Annotated in this window: 19 protein-coding genes; 12 read left to right on the top strand and 7 right to left on the bottom strand. The window is 53.5% G+C overall.

The window, feature by feature from the left end; translation table 11 throughout:
* Nucleotide 1: 1 nt before the first annotated feature.
* From ACMHXI_RS12125 to hslR, 7 genes are all read right to left on the bottom strand, one after another.
* Entirely contained in the window at nt 2-850 is an 849-nt protein-coding gene (locus ACMHXI_RS12125) for a hypothetical protein (RefSeq protein ID WP_159352703.1), read from the bottom strand.
* Nucleotides 850-2,235 (bottom strand): Tad domain-containing protein, encoded by a 1,386-nt coding sequence (locus ACMHXI_RS12120; protein ID WP_037474985.1) that lies wholly within the window; start codon nt 2,233-2,235, stop codon nt 850-852. Before ACMHXI_RS12120 ends, ACMHXI_RS12125 begins: the two co-directional genes overlap by 1 nt.
* A gap of 38 nt (nt 2,236-2,273) precedes the next feature.
* The gene (locus tag ACMHXI_RS12115) at nt 2,274-2,576 is read right to left on the bottom strand and encodes a Flp family type IVb pilin (protein ID WP_025010639.1); all 303 of its coding nucleotides are present in this window, start codon (nt 2,574-2,576) and stop codon (nt 2,274-2,276) included.
* 70 nt (nt 2,577-2,646) lie between these two features.
* A complete protein-coding gene (locus ACMHXI_RS12110; protein ID WP_025010640.1) occupies nt 2,647-2,943 on the bottom strand; it encodes a Flp family type IVb pilin in 297 nt (98 codons plus the stop codon).
* Between the two features lie 362 nt (nt 2,944-3,305).
* Nucleotides 3,306-4,847, bottom strand: coding sequence for a phosphoenolpyruvate carboxykinase (locus ACMHXI_RS12105; protein WP_071238907.1), 1,542 nt, complete (start codon nt 4,845-4,847; stop codon nt 3,306-3,308).
* A gap of 166 nt (nt 4,848-5,013) precedes the next feature.
* Nucleotides 5,014-5,877, bottom strand: coding sequence for an Hsp33 family molecular chaperone HslO (gene hslO, locus ACMHXI_RS12100; protein WP_025010642.1), 864 nt, complete (start codon nt 5,875-5,877; stop codon nt 5,014-5,016).
* Nucleotides 5,878-5,896: 19 nt separating this feature from the next.
* On the bottom strand, nt 5,897-6,295 hold the full coding sequence (gene hslR, locus ACMHXI_RS12095; protein ID WP_093981838.1) for a ribosome-associated heat shock protein Hsp15: 399 nt from the start codon (nt 6,293-6,295) through the stop codon (nt 5,897-5,899).
* Nucleotides 6,296-6,553: 258 nt separating this feature from the next.
* Here hslR and gspC point away from each other — a divergent pair, with 258 nt between their 5' ends.
* The 12 genes from gspC to ACMHXI_RS12035 are packed head-to-tail and all read left to right on the top strand — an operon-like array spanning nt 6,554 to nt 18,033.
* Complete coding sequence (gene gspC / locus ACMHXI_RS12090) at nt 6,554-7,468, top strand: type II secretion system protein GspC (RefSeq protein ID WP_025010644.1); 915 nt, start codon at nt 6,554-6,556, stop codon at nt 7,466-7,468.
* Nucleotides 7,469-7,493: 25 nt separating this feature from the next.
* A complete protein-coding gene (gspD, locus tag ACMHXI_RS12085) occupies nt 7,494-9,617 on the top strand; it encodes a type II secretion system secretin GspD (RefSeq protein ID WP_025010645.1) in 2,124 nt (707 codons plus the stop codon).
* Complete coding sequence (gspE, locus tag ACMHXI_RS12080) at nt 9,610-11,175, top strand: type II secretion system ATPase GspE (protein ID WP_044733376.1); 1,566 nt, start codon at nt 9,610-9,612, stop codon at nt 11,173-11,175. The genes gspD and gspE overlap by 8 nt, the downstream gene beginning before the upstream one ends.
* A gap of 3 nt (nt 11,176-11,178) precedes the next feature.
* Nucleotides 11,179-12,402 carry a type II secretion system inner membrane protein GspF gene (gene gspF / locus ACMHXI_RS12075; protein WP_025010646.1) on the top strand — a complete coding sequence of 408 codons (1,224 nt, stop codon included), beginning with the start codon at nt 11,179-11,181 and terminating at the stop codon, nt 12,400-12,402.
* Nucleotides 12,403-12,451: 49 nt separating this feature from the next.
* Nucleotides 12,452-12,886, top strand: a complete 435-nt coding sequence (gene gspG, locus ACMHXI_RS12070) for a type II secretion system major pseudopilin GspG (protein WP_025010647.1) — start codon at nt 12,452-12,454, stop codon at nt 12,884-12,886.
* A 1-nt stretch (nt 12,887) separates the two neighbouring features.
* Complete coding sequence (gene gspH, locus ACMHXI_RS12065; RefSeq protein ID WP_115389591.1) at nt 12,888-13,463, top strand: type II secretion system minor pseudopilin GspH; 576 nt, start codon at nt 12,888-12,890, stop codon at nt 13,461-13,463.
* Nucleotides 13,450-13,833 (top strand): type II secretion system minor pseudopilin GspI, encoded by a 384-nt coding sequence (gspI, locus tag ACMHXI_RS12060; protein ID WP_037467875.1) that lies wholly within the window; start codon nt 13,450-13,452, stop codon nt 13,831-13,833. The genes gspH and gspI overlap by 14 nt, the downstream gene beginning before the upstream one ends.
* On the top strand, nt 13,814-14,551 hold the full coding sequence (gene gspJ / locus ACMHXI_RS12055; protein ID WP_025889490.1) for a type II secretion system minor pseudopilin GspJ: 738 nt from the start codon (nt 13,814-13,816) through the stop codon (nt 14,549-14,551). The genes gspI and gspJ overlap by 20 nt, the downstream gene beginning before the upstream one ends.
* On the top strand, nt 14,551-15,543 hold the full coding sequence (gene gspK, locus ACMHXI_RS12050; protein ID WP_071238911.1) for a type II secretion system minor pseudopilin GspK: 993 nt from the start codon (nt 14,551-14,553) through the stop codon (nt 15,541-15,543). Before gspJ ends, gspK begins: the two co-directional genes overlap by 1 nt.
* 48 nt (nt 15,544-15,591) lie before the next feature.
* Nucleotides 15,592-16,782 (top strand): type II secretion system protein GspL, encoded by a 1,191-nt coding sequence (gene gspL / locus ACMHXI_RS12045; protein WP_123115493.1) that lies wholly within the window; start codon nt 15,592-15,594, stop codon nt 16,780-16,782.
* On the top strand, nt 16,783-17,262 hold the full coding sequence (locus tag ACMHXI_RS12040; protein ID WP_025010651.1) for a type II secretion system protein M: 480 nt from the start codon (nt 16,783-16,785) through the stop codon (nt 17,260-17,262). It begins immediately after the preceding gene.
* A gap of 9 nt (nt 17,263-17,271) precedes the next feature.
* Nucleotides 17,272-18,033 carry a type II secretion system protein N gene (locus tag ACMHXI_RS12035; RefSeq protein WP_071238913.1) on the top strand — a complete coding sequence of 254 codons (762 nt, stop codon included), beginning with the start codon at nt 17,272-17,274 and terminating at the stop codon, nt 18,031-18,033.
* Nucleotides 18,034-18,084: the final 51 nt, after the last annotated feature.

The following is an 18,084-nucleotide window of genomic DNA, read 5'->3' as shown; positions in this document are numbered from 1 at the left end:
GTTAACCTCCACATCCTTTAGAACCATAATTACAAAGACGGTTTGCAGGCAGTACTTCAGTTTCCACATGGCCCAGCTTCAGGGAGTTGGGGTGCAGTTCTTTACCAAAGGGAATGAAGCTGGCAACCTTTTGGGCGGTTCTCACCCAACTGACATCTGCGTAGTTGGTTGGTACCAGGCGTTCGGCTCTACGACGCAGATGTTCAGGGCCAGCTGCATTCCATCCTGAGGCGAGTAAGGCGCTGTTGCCCTTATAAGTCAGCTGCATACTGTCGAATGGCTCGAGGTGCATCTGTACCAGATCAGTTTCCACGCGAGTGCGGTAGAACTGATCTTGCTCAAGGGAGAAGCCGGTATAGGCCAGCACCCCAAGTGCTTTGCTTATCAAAGAGTTCACCGTACCCGGTATCTTGGAGCTCGGCTCGGCGAAGCTTAGACGGTTCTTTCCTTCCCCCTTATCCTTGATCAAGCCAGATAGAGAACCATCATGGCGAGTCTGGTGTTTCAGCAAGGGGTGAACATTCTGTTCCCAGTTCCATTGCTTAGGTGGACGACTATCTATTACCTGGCCTTTTCCTTGATAAAAGCGCCATGGGAGTTGGGCTGATAACTGTTGTTCCGTTTTTTTTGCCAGGAAAATTCCCTTGCCAGTGACCATGCGTGAAGGTGCCTGCTCCTTCCATACCGTGCGTTCCCAAGCAGCATATTGAGCCGCCTGATTAGCCCTGTGTTGGACCCCGGTTATTTTTGAGACGAAAGGTAGCAACAGTAGCAATGGGATTATCACAAAGCTCATCCCTATGATTGATTCAGCCAGGGCCTGGCCCCGTTGTCGATGAATGAACTGCATTAGAGTAACCTTGTCAGAGCCTGAACTGCGGCCCTCTCCCCTTGAGTAGATTGGCTCAGGCGCACTTGCCAGAATGGGTTATAGAGGTTGCCGTACTCATGCTTACTATCTTTTCTGGCCCAGGCAGAACCTGATTTCATCAGATCTCTCGGCCGCGAGTAGTAGACTTGTGCCGCGGCCAATGCGGTCATTCTGTCACCCAGCATTTTTTCATTGGTCGCAGGGTCAACCATGTCCCCTCCGAGAGGTACGCTGTTGCTGGTTCTCACTTTGTCTTGTTTTTTGGATACCACGACCAGAATATTGCTGGTTTCACTTTTCCCTTTTGCGGAATTCGACAGGGAATAGAAAGGTTGTACGCCATCATAGCTGCCACGGGTCACTTGATCGGCGGCTGCAAAGTTGGATGCGCTTCTATTATGTCCTCTGCTGCTTCCCCAGTAAGTTCTATCGTTCAACCTGCTGAGAATGGCTCTATTGTCGGATACGGTTCCACCCCAACCGGCAGGAATTTCTCTGGTACGCCATTTGCAGCGCCAACGTTTACATCTGAACTTGGAAAAGTGCACACTCAAGGTATCCATGGATGTCCATGATTCTGGACGATTCCCGTTGCTGACAAGCTCGCTGCCGCCGGCTTTATAAGTCTTGGCTTTGATCGGAAAAAAGTGGAATGACCAAGGGAAAGGCAGTTTATAGGTGCGTTTGTTGCTGAAAGGATCTCGGGATTTAAGAGTGACACCTATAAAGTCCTTATACTGACTGCCACCCTTATTTCTGTTTTGTCTTTTTTGAAGAGTTTGAAAGTCTACCCATACATTCTTTAGATCTTGTATCAATAGCGGGTTTTGCATCAAATCCATACGAGCATTTGGATCATTGGCTTTGACAATATCGCCAGCGCTATCGAACGCTGCTGTTACCCCTGCATAGTGCATGGATTGCTGAGCGATACTTATGGCTTTAAGTACGGTATTTTCTACATTGACCAGTACTTTGATGGCAGGCTGCACACCTTGATTCAGCCCCTTTACCACTTGCGCGATACCGTTGACCACTTGGCCAACGTAGGGAACTGCACACAATACCCGGCAAGCATTCTGTGAAAATACTTCAGCCATATTGAACCAAGATGAAAGGCCAACGAGTTGGGCTACTGCTACCTGATTGGCAACCGCAGCTCTATTGGTGTACGCCTTGAAATTCATGTCCCTGGCAGCAAGAGTGGCAACACTGTAGGCTGTATTATCTGCGGTATTTTGTAATTTAGTGCCCTTGATATTCAGTTGGGACACATTGAAACTAAAGAGGATTACCATTAGTGCAAATGCCATAAGAATCAATGACATTATCATGGCTTGCCCCTGTTGACGGGAAGGCATCATTCCTTTGCTCCTGCCTGCTCTCTGGTCTTGGTATTGGTTTAGTCGATTCCGCTGTCGCCACCGCCTTGACCTGAACCACCGGCAGCCTTATTGGCCCCTTCGTTATAGTTGCTCAGGTTGTAGTTGCTATCGGCTGTATTGCTGGCATCGTCGGCAGCTGTCTTGGCATTGGATATTTGTCCAGAGGAGTCTTGCCCCGAAACTTCACTTGAAAGTCCGGCCACTTGGTTGCGTATTGTTTTTCCAAAAAAACTGTATACGCCAATTGCAGTAATCGCGATCAGAGCCACTATGATGATATATTCCGTCATCCCTTGGCCCATCTGTTTATTAGATGCCATGAGTTAATCCTTTAACGAATGAGAAGGGGAATCACCAGACGTATTCCCCATTTTATAGGTAAGAGAGGTATTAATTACCGCCTGAACCACCAGAAGAACCACCAGCCGCAGCCTTATTTGCAGCAGCGTTATAGTTACCCAAGTTATAATCACCGTTGGCAACAGTAGAGGTTGTCCCCGCAGCAGTTTTGGCAGCACCAATCTGAGCTGACGAATCAACACCGGACATCTCTGTTGCCAGACCCGCCACTTGATTTCGAATGGTTTTACCGAAGAAGCTGTATACGCCAATGGCGGAGACAGCAATAAGCGCTACTATAATGATGTATTCGGTCATACCTTGACCGCGAATTTTACCCTTGTACATTATCACTCCTTGATGCATTTGCTTGAGACAAAATTGTCGCGTAATTTTCCCGTTACATATTAGTCATAACAATTACCCAAAAGTGTATATTTGTATCGTCGTACGGTAACTGGTTATACCCTTATTTTTATATGGGAATTGTTTAATGATTAATCAGGAGTGAGCAATTTAAAGTATATATATGACAGTAATAAGACAGGCTGATTAACTTGATAACTCAACTTATGCTAATACTAAGTTAATGCCTAATGGATGATGAAACGATTAATGTATTGTGGCTCTTAGGTTTGGTATTGAACATATAATTCTCGGAAAAGAAAACGGCTCCTTAATGGAGCCGTTTTCATCATCAACTGTCGTTATCAGGCTTTAGGGCCAGCGGCCTTGATGGCATCAGACACCTGATACTTGGCGAAGTTGCTCTGGAAGGATTCTGCCAGCTGCTTGGCGTACTTGGCATATTCTTCCTTATCGGCCCAAGTGTTGACCGGGTTCAGCAGCGTGCTGTCGACGCCGGGGACGGCAACCGGGATATCCAGGTTCAACTGCTCGATATGTTCGGTCGGCACTTCTTTGAGTTCACCGCTGACGATGGCATCAACAATGGCGCGGGTGACAGGAATGTCGAAACGCTTACCCACGCCGTAAGGGCCACCGGTCCAGCCTGTGTTCACCAGGTAAACCTGGCTGCCGAAGGCTTGGATACGCTTCATCAGCAGTTCGGCGTATACCCCGGCAGGGCGAGGGAAGAAGGGAGCACCGAAACAGGTTGAGAAAGTTGACTGAATCGCGGCGGTTGAGCCCACTTCGGTGGAACCCACCTTGGCGGTATAACCTGAGAGGAAGTGATAGGCCGCTTGCTCCTTGCTGAGTTTGGCTACCGGGGGCAGGACACCGGAAACGTCGCAGGTGAGGAACACCACGGCGTGTGGCTCGTTGCCACGGTTGTCTTCCTTGCGCTGGGCGATGTGCTCCAGTGGGTAAGCGGCACGGGTGTTCTCGGTCAGGCTGGCATCCTTGTAGTCGGGCACGCGCTGCGCGTCCAGTACCACGTTTTCCAGCACAGTACCGAAGCGAATGGCATCCCAGATCACCGGCTCATTCTTCTGGCTGAGATCGATACACTTGGCATAACAGCCACCTTCAATATTGAAGACGCCGCCTTCGGCCCAGCCGTGCTCGTCATCACCGATAAGGAAGCGCTTGGGATCGGCAGACAGTGTGGTCTTGCCTGTGCCTGAGAGGCCGAAGAAGAGGGTAGTGTCACCATCTTTACCGACGTTGGCCGAGCAGTGCATCGGCAGTACGTCTTTAGCCGGCAGCAGGAAGTTTTGTACCGAGAACATGGATTTTTTCATTTCACCGGCATAGCGCATACCGGCCAGCAGTACCTTACGCTCGGCGAAGTTGATGATAACTGTGCCGTCTGAGTTGGTGCCATCACGCTCGGGTGAGCAGACAAATCCTGGGGCATTGATAATCTGCCACTCGGGTTTCTGGCTCTGGTTATAGTGCTCTGGCACGATAAACAGGTTACGGGCAAACAATTGGTGCCAAGCGTATTCAGTTGTGACTCTGATAGGCAGGTAGTGATCGGCGTCGGCGCCGACTTCCAGCTCAGAGACAAATACTTGCTTGTCGGCTAGATAGGCCTCGACCCTTTCCCATAGGGCAGCAAATTTTTGAGGTTCAAACGCTTGGTTGACCGCGCCCCACTCGATATCGGCCTCGGTACCCGGCTCCTTGACAATAAAACGGTCGGCGGGTGAACGGCCGGTGCGCTCGCCGGTCTGGGCCACCAGGGCGCCGTTGGCTGTCAGAGTGCCTTCGCCGCGCAGAATAGCCTGCTCGACCAGTTGGGCACTGTTGAGATTGAGTTGGATGCGGTTTGCTTCTGCCGCCATAGGTAAGGTCTCCATCTATTGTGAGGTCTGGTATGGTCCCGGTCTGCTGCCGGGTTGGCGCGATTGTAACTTAAGCGCTGGCTGAAGTGTGAGCAAGATCTGGAAAATGGTGAAAAAAAGAGGGCGATCACTCGCCCTCTTGAAAAACGACAGATTTATCGCCCCATTATTGGGGAGTATCCGGTGCCTGAGCGTTGGCAAAGATGGCTTCGATATCGATAGCGTCGAAGCGATAGTGGCTGTTGCAGTATTCACAGCCCATCTCTACCAGGCCTTTTTCCTGGATGATGGCGTCTATCTCTTCTTTTGCCAGGGTGCGGATGGCTGCAGCGCTGCGCTCACGGGAGCAGGTACACTTGAAGCTGACGCTCACCGGATCGAACAGTCGCACCTGCTCCTGATGGTAGAGGCGATGCAAGACTTCGGTGGCCGGCAGGCTGAACAGTTCTTCAGCCTTAATAGTCGCAGTCAGCTGAGTCAGGTGTTCAAACTCGGTATTTTCACTCTGCTCACTCGGCAATACTTGCAGCAGCATACCGGCGGCATGTTCGCCATCGGCAAATAACCAGATGCCAGTGGGCAATTGCTCAGATTGGGCAAAGTAGCTCTCCAGACATTCGGCGATGCTGGGCTTATCCAGAGCCACTACGCCCTGGTAACGCTCGCCTTCTGTCGGGGTAAGGGTGATAACCATATAGCCTTGACCAAAGAGCTGTTCCAGTGGCGTATCGGCAGCAATCTCGCCCTGCCAACGGGCAACGCCCCTCAATTCCTGGCGGTTGTTACCATTGATCACTGCCAGTGACACGGGGCCACCCTGACCCTGGAGTTGCACACTGATATCTCCTTCAAATTTCAGGGTGGCTGTCAGCAACGAGGTGGCGGCCAGCAATTCACCCAGCAGTACCTTAAGGCGCTCCGGGTAATCGTGGGTGTTAACTATCTGGCGGTAGCTATCACTGAGCTGGGCCAGTTCACCCCTTACATCGGCGTTATCAAACAGATAGCGATGGAGAGTATCTTGGTTCATTGGGTTTCTCACTGTTAATTCAGGTCTCGCGGAAGCGGATGATTTGCCGCCGCTGTTTCTTGTCCGGCTTGGTATCGGGCGCCGGATTATGCAGTATGTTGAGCCTTCTGGCTTCTGCATTACTTTCCCGCTTTTGTATGCTCTGCGGTGTTTCTTCGTACAGGCTCTGGGCGATAACCGCCCCCTGACGGACACCGGAAACTTTTTTTATGACGATCTCTTTTTCGTCATATCCCTGGCGTAACCTAATGCGCGCACCGACTTCTGCCAGTTTGCTGGATTTGGTCCTTTGGCCGTTGTAATGTACTTTACCGCCGTTGATCATCTCTTTGGCCAGGGCGCGGGTCTTGTAAAAACGCGCTGCCCAGAGCCATTTATCGAGCCGGATCGCCTCGGCGTTGTCATTGCTATTGGCCATGGATACTCCTGTCATAAATGAAAAAGGGGATGAGCTCACAACTCGGGGATAAATTCCTTGTCCAAGCCGTCGATACGGGGTTAAACAGTGGAGCGCTTCACACCCTTTCCAGGCGCGCAAAGGTAGCATAATCGTACAATTTTCGCCAATCTACTCCCTGTTATGGTCTTGTTGCAAACAAGAGTGTGGGTTAGCATGGCGAAGGGTTCAGTCACTATCATAATCAGAACAGAGACCTGATTAGAGGGTCCGGAAAATATGGATTTATTGGATAAGATTATCGCCAAGACGGGCAGCATACCGCAAAAACCCGCCAGCTCTGCCGTGTTTTGGCTACTGATGCTGTTGGTTCTGTATTTGATGGCACAGATCAGCTGGAAGCTGATCCCAACAGGCAAACCGACAGCCAACTGGACACCAACCCCGGTTTCTGGCACCCAATCCCAGAATGTCGATATCGGCACTATCAACGGCTTGGCACTGTTCGGCAAGAAAGATGCCAGCAGCACCAAGCCCAAGTCTGAGCCAGCCGCCGAAATGATCACAGATGCCCCAAAAACTTCACTGTCGATTTTGTTGACCGGGGTGGTGGCATCCAGTGCCGAGCAGAAAGGCCTGGCTATCATCGAGTCTCAAGGCAGTCAGGAAACCTACAGCCTGGGCGACAAGATTAAGGGTACCTCGGCATCGCTGAAAGAGGTGTATGCCGACCGCATCATTATTACCAATGCCGGCCGTTACGAGACTCTGATGCTCGACGGCCTGCAATATACCACTCAGTCACAAGCCAACGCCCAGCTGCAACAGGCCCGCAGCGGTGGTGATGTGACCAAGGTTGACCGCCGTGATGCCGACATCGGCCGCGAGTTGGTGGCCTCCCGCGATGAGTTGCTGGCCGATCCCAGCAAGATTACCGATTACCTGGCGATCTCTCCGGTACAAAAGGATGGTGAAGTACAAGGGTACAGACTCAACCCGGGTAAAGATGCCGGATTATTCAAGGATGCCGGGTTCCAGCCCAATGACCTGGCAAAATCCATCAATGGTTATGATTTAACTGATATGAGCCAGGCGCTGGAGGTGATGGGCCAGCTGCCGGATCTGACCGAGGTCTCTGTGATGGTAGAGCGCGAAGGTCAGTTGGTTGAAATCATGTTCAGTTTGCCGCAATAAAGCAGGTTTAGGGGAAAGTACAATAATGAACAACAAACGGATTCGAACCAAGCTTATCGCTGGTCTGGTAGCCACAGCGGCCTTGCTGACCCAACAAAGCGCTTGGTCTGAGCAATATGCGGCGAACTTTAAAGGCACTGATATTCAGGAGTTTATCAACATAGTTGGTAAGAACCTCAATAAGACCATCATTGTCGATCCTACTATTCGCGGCAAAATCAATGTCCGCAGCTATGACATGCTCAACGATGAGCAGTATTACCAGTTCTTCCTCAACGTGTTGCAGGTCTACGGTTATGCCGTGGTCGAGCTGGAAAACAATGTCATCAAGGTAATTAAAGACAAAGACGCCAAGACCTCTTCCATTCGGGTTGCCGATGACAATACCCCGGGACTTGGCGATGAGATGGTGACCCGCATTGTGGCGCTGTACAACACAGAAGCCAAACAGTTGGCGCCTTTGCTGCGTCAGCTCAATGACAACGCCGGTGGCGGCAACGTGGTCAACTATGATCCTTCCAACGTTTTGATGATCACCGGCCGCGCCAATGTGGTCAACAAGCTGGTGGAGATTGTACGTCGGGTGGACAAACAGGGTGACACCGAAGTGCAGGTGGTGCCTTTGGAATACGCCTCTGCCGGTGAAATGGTACGTATTATAGATACCCTCTATCGCGCCAGTGCCAACCAGGCACAACTGCCGGGCCAGGCGCCCAAAGTGGTGGCCGACGAGCGTATCAACGCCGTGGTGGTCAGTGGCGATGAACGCAGCCGTCAGCGGGTGGTGGAGCTTATTCATCGTCTCGACGCCGAGCAGGCCAGCACAGGTAACACCAAGGTTCGCTACTTGCGTTATGCCAAGGCCGAAGACCTGGTGGAGGTGCTGACCGGCTTTGCCCAAAAACTGGAAGGTAAAGATGGTGCCGCACCAGCCCCCGGCAGCGCCGGAGGCAAACGCCGCAACGAAATCAATATCATGGCCCATGAAGACACCAATGCTTTGGTGATCAGCGCCGAGCCGGATCAGATGCGCACCCTGGAGAGTGTGATCAACCAGTTGGATATCCGCCGAGCCCAGGTGCTGGTGGAAGCCATCATAGTCGAGGTAGCTGAAGGGGATGACGTGGGCTTCGGCATTCAGTGGGCCACCGAGGCAGGTGGCGGTACTCAGTTCAATAACCTTGGCCCCACCATAGGTGAAATTGGCGCGGGTATCTGGGCGGCGCAGGATCAGAAGGCTTCCCAGACCTGTACCGGTTCGGGTGACAACCTGACCTGTACCCAAAACCCTGACACCAAGGGTGATATCACCCTGTTGGCTCAGGCGCTCGGTAAGGTGAACGGTATGGCCTGGGGCGTGACCATGGGCGACTTTGGCGCCCTGGTGCAGGCTGTGTCCAGCGATACCAACTCCAACGTGTTGGCGACTCCTTCTATTACCACCCTGGATAACCAGGAAGCCTCCTTCATTGTTGGTGACGAAGTGCCTATCCTCACAGGTGCGCAAAACTCTACCAATGGCAACAGTAACCCGTTCCAAACCGTTGAACGTAAGGAAGTCGGGGTCAAGCTCAAGGTGGTGCCACAGATCAACGAAGGCAACGCGGTCAAGCTCACCATTGAGCAGGAAGTGTCCGGTATCAACGGCAAGACCAATGTGGACGTGACCTTTGCCACCCGTCGTCTGACCACTACTGTGATGGCCGACTCGGGCCAAATCGTGGTGCTGGGTGGACTGATCAATGAAGAGGTGCAGGAGAGCGTACAGAAAGTGCCTTTCCTGGGGGATATTCCAATTCTGGGGCATTTGTTCAAATCGTCCAGCAGCGGCAAGAAGAAAAAGAACCTGATGGTGTTTATCAAGCCGACCATTATCCGTGACGGTGTCACCATGGAAGGCATTGCCGGCCGTAAGTATAACTACTTCCGTGCCTTGCAGCTGGAGCAACAGAAGCGCGGCATTAACCTTATGCCAAACACCAATGTGCCTATGTTGGAAGAATGGAGCCAGGAAGAGTATCTGCCACCCGAGGTCAATGAGATCCTCGAGCGCTATAAGCAAGGTAAGGGGCTGGATACCAAGATGCGCAAGACGGACTCCACCCTGAAGACATTGGATGAGAACAAACAGGGCGAAGCCGATGAGTGAAGTCCAGCCGCCAACAGAAGAGCTGGCTCAGGTTTCCAGTGAGCTGGCGCTGGTCGCCGAGGCCGAGAGTGACGAGCTGTTTCATTCAAACAGCCGTGAGCGGCTGCCGTTTGCCTTTGCCCACAGATACAACCTGGTGCTCAGCAAAGACCCGGAGGAACGGCTGACTCTGTATTACACCCAGGCAACACCTTTGTCTGTGCTGTTTGAGGTGCGTCGTTATGCCGGTCAGGAGCTACCGCTGCACAAGCTGGAAGCCAATGAGTTTGAGCGCTACCTGACCCAGGCCTATCAGAGTAACTCTTCCGAGGCGCAGCAGCTGATGGAAGACATAGGCAATGAGATGGATCTCTTTACCCTGGCAGAAGAGATGCCGCAGACCGAAGATCTGCTGGAAGGGGAAGATGATGCACCTATCATCAAGCTGATCAACGCCTTATTGTCTGAAGCCATCAAAGAAGAGGCTTCGGATATTCATATTGAAACCTACGAGAAGCAGCTGGTGGTGCGTTTCCGGGTCGATGGTGTGCTCAAGGAAGTACTCAAGCCGAACCGTAAGCTTTCCTCACTCCTGGTATCGCGGATCAAGGTAATGGCTCGTTTGGATATCGCCGAGAAGCGGGTGCCGCAGGACGGCCGGATCTCGCTGCGTATTGGTGGCCGCGCCGTGGATGTGCGGGTATCGACCATGCCGTCGAGCCACGGCGAGCGGGTCGTGCTGCGTCTGTTGGACAAGAACGCCGGTAATCTGGACTTGGCACAGCTGGGGATGAAAGACAGCATCCGCCGCCAGTTTGATGAGCTGATCCGTAAACCTCACGGCATTATTCTGGTTACCGGCCCTACAGGTTCGGGCAAGAGTACTACCCTCTATGCCGGTCTGACCGAAATCAATCACAACGACATCAACATACTCACAGTTGAAGACCCGATTGAATACGAACTGGAAGGCATAGGCCAGACCCAGGTCAACACCAAGGTGGACATGACCTTTGCCCGCGGTTTGCGGGCCATTCTGCGTCAGGATCCTGATGTGGTGATGATAGGGGAAATCCGTGACCTGGAAACAGCCCAGATCGCGGTGCAGGCCTCACTCACAGGCCACCTGGTGATCTCCACCTTGCACACCAACACGGCTTCCGGCGCCATTACCCGTTTGCAGGACATGGGCGTTGAGCCTTTCCTGGTGTCTTCCAGTCTGCTGGGGGTGCTGGCCCAGCGCCTGGTGCGGACTCTATGCAACGAGTGTAAGGAGGCCCACGCCCCGGATGCCCGCGAACGTGAGCTCCTGGGCATAGGCGATGAAGAAGCAGTGATCTATCGCGCCAAGGGCTGCAAGAGCTGTGGCCATAACGGCTATCGTGGCCGTACCGGGATCCATGAACTGCTGCTGGTGGACGACAACGTCCGCGAACTCATTCACGGCGGCCGTGGCGAACTGGCGATTGAAAAATATATTCGTCAGCACAGCCCCAGCATTCGCCATGACGGCATGGTCAAGGTGCTGGCGGGGATCACTACCCTGGAAGAAGTGCTGCGCGTGACCCGCGAGGAGTAATTCATGGCGGCATTCGAGTACAAGGCGCTCAATCAAGCCGGTAAGCAGGTCAAAGGGGTTATCGAAGCCGATACCGCCAGACAGGCCCGCAGTCAGCTGCGTGAACAGAAGCTGATGCCGTTGGATATCGCCCCGGTTACCGAAAAGGAAGCCAAGGCCAGTAGTGGCAGTTGGTTGAACCGGCGCAAGAAGATCTCCGTGGCCGAATTGGCACTGATCACCCGCCAGATAGCGACCCTGGTCGCTGCCGGTTTGCCGGTGGAAGAGGCCCTCAAGGCCGTGGGCCAACAGTGCGAAAAAGACCGTCTCGCCTCCATGGTGATGGCGGTGCGCTCGCGGGTGGTGGAAGGCTACTCGCTGGCCGACTCCATGGCTGAGTTTCCCCATGTGTTTGATGATCTCTACCGTGCCATGGTGGCCTCGGGCGAAAAGTCCGGCCATCTGGAAATCGTACTCAATCGCCTGGCGGACTACACGGAGCGGCGCCAACAACTCAAGACCAAGCTGACCCAGGCGATGATCTATCCCATAGTGCTGACCACAGTGGCTATCGGTGTTATCGCCGTGCTGCTGGCGGCCGTGGTGCCCAAGGTGGTTGGCCAATTTGAACACATGGGCCAGGAGTTACCCGGTACCACTCAGTTTTTGATCGCCGCCTCTGACTTTGTTCAGCATTACGGCTTGTTCGTCCTGGGCGCCATAGTATTGCTGGCACTGCTGTTTCAGAAGATGCTCACCAAGCCCGCCTTCAAACTCAAGTATCACAAGCTGTTGCTGCGTTTGCCTGTGGTCGGCAAGGTCAGCAAGGGGCTGAATACGTCACGCTTTGCCCGAACCTTGAGTATCCTCAGTGCCAGTTCAGTGCCGCTGCTCGATGGCATGCGGATTGCCAGTGAGGTCTTGCTGAATGTACGGGTGCGTCAGGCGGTGGAAGAGGCCACGGCCAGAGTGCGTGAGGGAACCAGTCTGGGGGCGGCACTGACTAATACCAAGCTGTTCCCGCCCATGATGTTGTATATGATAGCCTCGGGCGAGAAGAGTGGTGAGCTGGAGCAGATGCTCGAGCGCGCCGCAGATAACCAGGACAGGGAGTTCGAGTCCAACGTCAATATCGCCTTGGGGGTGTTTGAACCCCTGTTGGTGGTGAGTATGGCCGGGATAGTGTTGTTTATTGTTCTGGCGATTTTGCAACCGATATTGGCGCTCAACAATATGATTAGTGGCTGAGTCTCATTTCACCGCAGCCATTTGAGGTTTTTTAGGAGGAAGTAAGTTAATGCAAAGCAACAACAGACAGAAAGGTTTTACCCTGCTGGAAGTGATGGTGGTGATAGTGATCCTGGGGATCCTGGCCTCCATGGTGGTGCCCAATCTGATGGGTAACAAGGACAAGGCCGACCAGCAAAAGGCGGTGTCTGACATAGTCGCGCTGGAAAACCAGCTGGATATGTACAAGCTGGACAACAGCGTGTACCCCACAACCGAACAGGGGCTGGAAGCTCTGGTCGAGAAGCCCAATATTTCTCCTGAGCCACGCAACTATCGTGACGGTGGTTACGTTAAGCGCTTGCCTATGGATCCCTGGGGCAACCCTTACCTGCTGATGAGCCCGGGTGAACACGGCAAGATCGACGTCTTCAGCTCAGGCCCTGACGGCCAACCCGGCACAGAAGACGACATAGGCAACTGGAATCTGCAAGACTTCCAATAAGATGCAAATCAGGCACTCGCGGGGTTTTACCCTGCTGGAAGTGATGTTGGTGGTGCTGCTGATGGGGCTGGCAGCTACGGCTGTGACCATGACCATGGGTAATAGTGGCCCCAAGCAGCAGTTAACTCGTGAGGCGCAGGGGTTTATGGCGGCCACCGAGACAGTGCTGGATGAAACTGTGCTCAGTGGTCAGTTTATCGGCATAGTGGTGGACAAGGACAAGTACCACTTCGTGCTGTTTAAAGAGAACAAATGGCAACCGCTGGAACAGGACCGACTGCTGGCCGAAAAGCAGTTGCCGGAAGGCATCTCGTTGTCGGTCGAGCTCGAAGGCCTGCCTTTGGTGCAGGAAGATGAAGAGCAGGACTCCTGGTTCGACGAGCCCTTTATTGAGGAATCGGACGCGGACAAAAAGAAGTTTCCCGAGCCGCAGATCATGCTGTTGCCAAGTGGCGAAATGACCGCTTTCGAGCTGAGCTTTATCGCCCGCGATAGCCAAGGCGAAACCGTAGAGGTACTGGTCAGCGGTGATAGCCTGGGTCGCCTCAAACTGGGGAGGTTCGATGATTTTGAATAAACCTGCCCGGCAAAAGGGGATGACGCTGCTGGAAGTCATAGTCGCCTTGGCGGTGTTTGCCATTGCGGCCGTGGCAATTACCAAAAGCATAGGCGATCAGATTGCCAATATGCCGATACTGGAAGAACGCACCCTGGCGCAGTGGGTAGCAGATAACCAGATGGTAGATGCCAGGTTGGAAAAGGGTTTTCCGGCCCTTGGGCGTAAAGATGGTCGCAGCGAACTGGCCGGCCAAACCTGGTATTGGCGCAAAGAAGTGGTCAAGACCACAGATGATAATTTTCGGATGATCCGTATCAGTGTCAGTGATGATGACAGATTCGGGCGGATCATCGCTCAGGTGAATTCATATGTACTCAAGCAGGAATAGCGGTTTTACCCTGCTGGAGATGCTGATCGCCATAGCGATCTTCGCCATGCTGGGCCTGGCGGCTAACGCCGTATTGCAAACTGTGCTGAAAAATGACGAGGTCACCCGCGACTTTTCAAAACAGCTCAAGTACCTGCAGCAGGGCTTTGGGGTGTTGGAGCGGGATCTGGGGCAGATGGTTGCCCGTACTCCCAGGCTGTTGGAAGGCGGCCGCGGCAGCACAGTGTTTCAGACCGGGACAGATATTCTGGACTCTGAGTCCGAGGCGCTGGTGTTTTTTCGCCTGGGGTGGCTCAATCCGGGTGGCTTGCTGCCAAGAGGCAGTCTGCAGTCTGTGGCCTATGTAGTGCAGGAGGGGCGGCTCGAGCGTTGGTACTACCCTTACCCCGAGCCGGAGTTTGGTGCCGAACCGATTAAAACCGTATTGATGGACAAGGTGTTATCGGTCAAGTACGCGTTTTTTGTCGAGGACAAGTGGCAACGCAAGGTTGAGGCCAGCAAGTTGCCCAAGGCGATCGCCATAGAGATAGAGACAGAGGACAGAGGCATTATCACCCGCAAATTCCTGTTGCCTGTCGGGGCACCTGCGGCCGACAAACAGGACGACAATGGTGGCGACACCAACAAGGGTGACAACAACGGCAATCAGAACGACGACAAGCAGGACTCCGACGGCCAGGACGGCAATAACTCAGGCCAAGGCAAGGAGGAGTTCTGATGGGAGGCAAGCAAAGAGGCGTCGCCCTGATAGTGGTATTGCTGATAGTGGCGATTGTGGCCGTGCTGGCTACCAGTATTACCGGGCGCAACCAGTTGTCGGTGCGCAGAACCTTGAATCTGGCGCAGTATGACCAGGCTTACTGGTACGCTATTTCGGCCGAAGAATTGGCGCGTAAGGTATTGAAGCAGGATTTGGATGACTCGGAAGGTCGGGTGCATCTGCAGCAATACTGGGCCATGGCGGATGTGGTTTTTCCGGCGGAGAACGGCGAGATTGGTGGCACCATTTCCGACCTTCGCAGCTGCTTTAACCTCAATGCCTTGAGTGTCAGCAGCAAAGAGGCGGCAGATGGTCAGCCGCAAAAGATGCCGCTGGCCGTCAGACAGTTCAAGGGATTGTTGGAATCCTTGGGGATGGATGAGTTCGGCGCCGAGCGTCTGACCCATACCTTGAAAGATTATCTGGACGAGGACTCGATAGCCTCGCCCTTCGGTGCCGAAGATGCCGAGTATGAAGCAAGGGTGGTCCCTTATCGGGCGGCCAATACCTTAATGAGTCACAGCAGTGAGTTACGGGCCGTTTTTGGCTTTAACCAAGAGACTTATCGCATTTTAAGGCCCTATGTTTGCGCCATACCGGGAAATGACCGACAGTTGCTGAACGTCAACACCATCAAGGTCGAGCAGGCAGCACTGCTGGCGGGAATGCTGGAAAATCAAATCTCGGTAGGCGAGGCCGAAAGTATTATTAACCAGCGCCCTGCGGGGGGCTTCGACAAGATAGAAGATTTCTGGGCGCTGGGATCGCTGACCACTATTGCCAGTAAGAATGATCAGCTCAAGTCCAGTTTCGTGGTCGACAGTAAGTTTTTCAAACTGGAGGCCAAGGCCAGGGTGGATGATGCCCTGTTCCGATTGGAGAGCATGCTGCACATAGTGGGTGGTAATCAGCTCGAAGTGTTGACCCGGCAATATGGCGGACAAGAATAACAGGACAAGCCCCTAAGCCACCAAGGCCAGGGATTGTGGAGAACAATAGTGAGTGAACGCTTATTTATCCGTTTAGGCAAAAACCTGGGCTCGCCCTGCGCCTGGGTCGTATGGTCTGAGCAGGAACAGGAGATTATTGCCTCGGGAGAGCTGGCTGATGCGCGGTCACTGGAGACTCTGGCGCAGCGAGCCGGTAATCGCCCGGTCGACGTACTGGTGCCGGCCAGTGCCCTTCAGCTCACTTCGGTTAATCTGCCGGAGAAGGGGCAACGCCAGGCTCTAAAGGCATTGCCTTTCCTGCTTGAAGACACCCTGGCCCAAAATGTTGATGAACTGCACTTTGTGGTTGGTCCCCGCGATGGCGAGAGCCTGAGTGTGGCTGTGGTTGCTCATGAGCAGATGCAAAACTGGCTCTCCTGGTTGGATGAGGCCGGGCTCAAGGTGCGTAAAATGGTGCCGGATTGTCTGGCACTGGAACGGGAATACTGTGACTGGGCCCTGATGGCCTATGAAGATCAGCTGTTGCTGCGTACCGGCGAAGGCATGGGTATGAGTATGCCCAAGGACTGGCTGCAGCCCTTGCTGCCCGGGTTGCTCGAAGAGCAGCAAACGGCGCCGAGTCTGGCCTGCTATACCGAATTTCAATGGCCAGAGCTTGAGTGTCGGCAGATGCCACTGGAGATGCCCATGCTGGTGTTGGCCAAGGGGCTACACAAGTCGCCTATCAATCTGCTGTCCGGCCCCTATGTTCCCAAGCGTGAATACAGCAAGCACCTGCTGCTATGGAAGCGAGTGGCTATCGTCGCCGCCATTGCCCTGCTGCTTGGTCTGGTCAACAAGGGGCTGAACATACATCAGATGCAGACAGAGGCCGATGAACTGAGGGCCCAGAGCGAAAGTATTTATCGTCAGGTGGTTCCCGGTAGTTCGCGGATAGTTAACTTGCGCTCGCAGCTGGAATCTCAACTCAGAACCCTGCAGGGCAGTGGTTCGGGTGGTGAGTTCTTTGCCATGCTGGATGGGCTCGAAGGTGCTTTCAAACAAGTGCCGGATCTCAAGCCCAACAGCCTGAGGTTTGATGCCGGACGCAGTGAAATTCGTATGCAGGTGACGGCCAAGAGCTATGCCCAGATAGAGCAGTTTAAAGAGCTGGCCGGGCGTAAATTCCGTCTCGAGGGCGGGGCGATGAACAGTACTGAAAATGCGGTCACCAGTACCCTGACCCTAAGGAGCAAATAAATGGAAAATTTGCGTAACTGGTGGGAATCACTGGCACAGAGGGAGCAACAGCTGGTCGCTGCCATGGCGGTGATAGTGGCTGTTGGCATCCTTTACTGGGGGATCTGGACACCGATAAGCAATGCCGAGCAGAAGGCGCAGAATAGCCTCAATGCTCAGACCCAGATGCTCAGCTTTGTGAAACAGACGGCCAATAAGATTGCCGGTATCAAACAGAGCGGTAATAGACCGGCTCTCAAGGGGAGTCTCAGTACTGTGGTGACCCAGAGCGCCGCCAGCTATGACCTGGAGATCACCCGCATGGCACCGCAGGGAAAACAGATCCAGATCTGGATGGATGAAGTGCCCTTCGATAGCCTGATCTCCTATCTTGGTGATCTGGTACAGAAACAGGGCTTGTCGCTGGATAGCCTGGATCTGGCCGAAGGTGATAGCCCTGGCATGGTGAAAGTCAGACGAATCCAGTTATCTCAGTCGTAAGGTGTTGTCTTGAAACTGATTAGTAAAATAATACTCTGTGTGCTGATCTACCTGGCGTTTATGCTGGCACTCTTCCCTGCACGCTTGGCTGTTTCGCTGGCCCCGCTGCCGGCCAATTTGCAGCTTGGCGGTGTCAGCGGCACCATCTGGAGTGGCAGTATCGATGTGATTAAATTGCAGCAACGTCAGTTGGAGCAACTGAGTTGGGAGCTCAGCCCCTGGGCGCTGCTGACCGGCAGAGCCAAACTGGACTTCCAATTGGGCAGCCGCGCCAGTGCCGTCAATGCCAAGGGCCAAGTCACCTTGGCTGCCGGCGGTATCAGCGCCGAGAAGCTGCGTTTTGAAGCTCCGGCCGAGTTTTTAATGGCCGGCAGTCGTCTGCCATTTCGCACTCAGGTAAGCGGTGATATCTCAGTGTTGCTCGACACTCTGGCGCAGGGGCAGCCTTGGTGTGAGGCGCTCAGCGGCAAAGTCTTTCTCAACCGAGTCGGCATCAGGAATCAGTTTGGCCAGTATCCTTTGGGAGACATAGAACTCGGCCTGCAGTGTGTTGCCGGTCAGGTGCAACTGGCGACTGATGAAGAGAAAAACGCCATAGGCGTGGCTGGCACCTTGCTGCTCAAGGCTAATGAACAACTTGAGGTCAAGGCCCGCATTCGTGAGACTCAGGCTCAGTCTGAAGATCTAAAAAAAGCTTTGCCATTTCTGGGCAAGCGAGATGCCCAGGGATATTTCCCTATCAATTACAACGGCAAGATCCCGGGCCTTTAAAGAGGCTGGCAGCCGGGTTTCTCTCGGCTGCCGTTTGTTCAGTTGAGCTTT

This window comes from Shewanella sp. BJSY2023SW005 (genome assembly GCF_047314585.1).
Lineage (GTDB): Bacteria > Pseudomonadota > Gammaproteobacteria > Enterobacterales > Shewanellaceae > Shewanella > Shewanella algae.
This window is presented reverse-complemented; position numbering and strand designations above follow the sequence as displayed.

Bases quoted from the DNA above. Each gene is read 5' to 3' on its own strand.
- ACMHXI_RS12120 (WP_037474985.1), bottom strand. From the start codon at position 2,235: ATGATGCCTTCCCGTCAACAGGGGCAAGCCATGATAATGTCATTGATT.
- gspI (WP_037467875.1), top strand. From the start codon at position 13,450: ATGATTTTGAATAAACCTGCCCGGCAAAAGGGGATGACGCTGCTGGAA.
- gspJ (WP_025889490.1), top strand. From the start codon at position 13,814: ATGTACTCAAGCAGGAATAGCGGTTTTACCCTGCTGGAGATGCTGATC.
- ACMHXI_RS12105 (WP_071238907.1), bottom strand. From the start codon at position 4,847: ATGGCGGCAGAAGCAAACCGCATCCAACTCAATCTCAACAGTGCCCAA.
- gspG (WP_025010647.1), top strand. From the start codon at position 12,452: ATGCAAAGCAACAACAGACAGAAAGGTTTTACCCTGCTGGAAGTGATG.
- gspE (WP_044733376.1), top strand. From the start codon at position 9,610: ATGAGTGAAGTCCAGCCGCCAACAGAAGAGCTGGCTCAGGTTTCCAGT.
- gspD (WP_025010645.1), top strand. From the start codon at position 7,494: ATGAACAACAAACGGATTCGAACCAAGCTTATCGCTGGTCTGGTAGCC.
- ACMHXI_RS12040 (WP_025010651.1), top strand. From the start codon at position 16,783: ATGGAAAATTTGCGTAACTGGTGGGAATCACTGGCACAGAGGGAGCAA.
- gspC (WP_025010644.1), top strand. From the start codon at position 6,554: ATGGATTTATTGGATAAGATTATCGCCAAGACGGGCAGCATACCGCAA.
- gspH (WP_115389591.1), top strand. From the start codon at position 12,888: ATGCAAATCAGGCACTCGCGGGGTTTTACCCTGCTGGAAGTGATGTTG.
- ACMHXI_RS12110 (WP_025010640.1), bottom strand. From the start codon at position 2,943: ATGTACAAGGGTAAAATTCGCGGTCAAGGTATGACCGAATACATCATT.
- ACMHXI_RS12125 (WP_159352703.1), bottom strand. From the start codon at position 850: ATGCAGTTCATTCATCGACAACGGGGCCAGGCCCTGGCTGAATCAATC.
- gspF (WP_025010646.1), top strand. From the start codon at position 11,179: ATGGCGGCATTCGAGTACAAGGCGCTCAATCAAGCCGGTAAGCAGGTC.
- ACMHXI_RS12115 (WP_025010639.1), bottom strand. From the start codon at position 2,576: ATGGCATCTAATAAACAGATGGGCCAAGGGATGACGGAATATATCATC.
- hslR (WP_093981838.1), bottom strand. From the start codon at position 6,295: ATGGCCAATAGCAATGACAACGCCGAGGCGATCCGGCTCGATAAATGG.
- hslO (WP_025010642.1), bottom strand. From the start codon at position 5,877: ATGAACCAAGATACTCTCCATCGCTATCTGTTTGATAACGCCGATGTA.
- gspK (WP_071238911.1), top strand. From the start codon at position 14,551: ATGGGAGGCAAGCAAAGAGGCGTCGCCCTGATAGTGGTATTGCTGATA.